We start from the raw sequence: 441 nt of genomic DNA on the forward strand, positions 1-441 counted from the left end.
GTAAGTTATTCTGAACTTTTGTTTATACTAGAATTTAAGAAAGCTGAACGTGTCAAGGATTGCGGTGTTATTTTGCAGTTTAAAGCAAACGATACAGGTCACTTGAAATTATATAAAGCGTGGTTTTGTAAATCCAAACTTTGTTCATTATGCAATTGGAGGAGAGCCATGAAACATTCTGCTCAAAGTAAAACAATCATAACTGAAGTTATGAAGCGAAAACCTAGTTGTCGATGGTTGTTCTTCACCTTTACTGTTAAAAATGTTTATGACGGTGAAGAATTAAATAAAAGTCTTTCTGATATGGCAAGGGGCTTCAGAAAAATGGTCCAATACAAAAAAGTTGATAGTAATTTAATCGGCTTTATGAGGACTACCGAGGTCACGGTCAATAAAAAAGACAACTCCTATAATCAACATATCCATGCAATGATGTGCTTT

Annotated in this window: 1 protein-coding gene; it reads left to right on the plus strand. The window is 34.0% G+C overall.

Annotated features, from left to right (window positions below):
* Positions 1 to 441 (plus strand): protein rep (locus tag AWV70_RS22865; protein ID WP_306464386.1); only part of this gene is annotated, 441 nt, incomplete at both ends.

The organism is Sporosarcina koreensis, assembly GCF_001531445.1.
GTDB classification, from domain to species: Bacteria; Bacillota; Bacilli; order Bacillales_A; family Planococcaceae; genus Sporosarcina; species Sporosarcina koreensis_C.